1 protein-coding gene is annotated in these 552 nt (G+C 18.1%); it reads left to right on the plus strand.

The features are described from left to right. Positions 1–365: 365 nt before the first annotated feature. A partial coding sequence (locus N9R85_RS03890) for a hypothetical protein (protein WP_262858667.1) occupies positions 366–552 on the plus strand: 187 nt, incomplete at its 3' end.

Consider the following 552-nt stretch of genomic DNA (forward strand, 5'->3'; position numbering starts at 1 on the left):
AAGTGAAATTTTAAGTTTATTTTTGTTGTTTTTTACACTATTTTATATTGATAATGTTTTTTTAATTTTTCTAAATTAAAAAAACAAAAGTTTTTAAATATAAAAATAAAATATTCAATTAAAAGCTAAAATAAACTAAATAAGAGTTTGCTCATGGCAAAAATATACTTTTTTAAACAAAAGTTTTTTATTATTAATTTTATACCTTTTTATAAAAACAAAAAATATATAAATATTTTTACCAAAAAAATGAATATTTAAATTAAAAAAGCATATTTAACGAACTTTTTGATAAATTTTATAAAGTTATAAATTTAAATATGAGAGATTTTATAACGCAATAAAAAAATATTTAAGGAAATAAAATGAAAAAACATTTAATACTTTTAACGATTGCAGGAGTTACTGCTGCAGTTGCTATACCAGTATCTGTTTTAACTGCTAATAAAGTTAAAAAAGATCAAGAACAAAAAAATGTTCAAAATAGCAACAATAATTTAGCAGAAAATTCAGGCAATTCTGATTCAAATAATACAAATGGTGGAAATACTA

Origin of the sequence: Mycoplasma sp. CSL7503-lung, from assembly GCF_025515455.1 — a bacterium.
Taxonomy (GTDB): Bacteria; Bacillota_I; Bacilli_A; order Mycoplasmatales; family Metamycoplasmataceae; genus Mycoplasmopsis.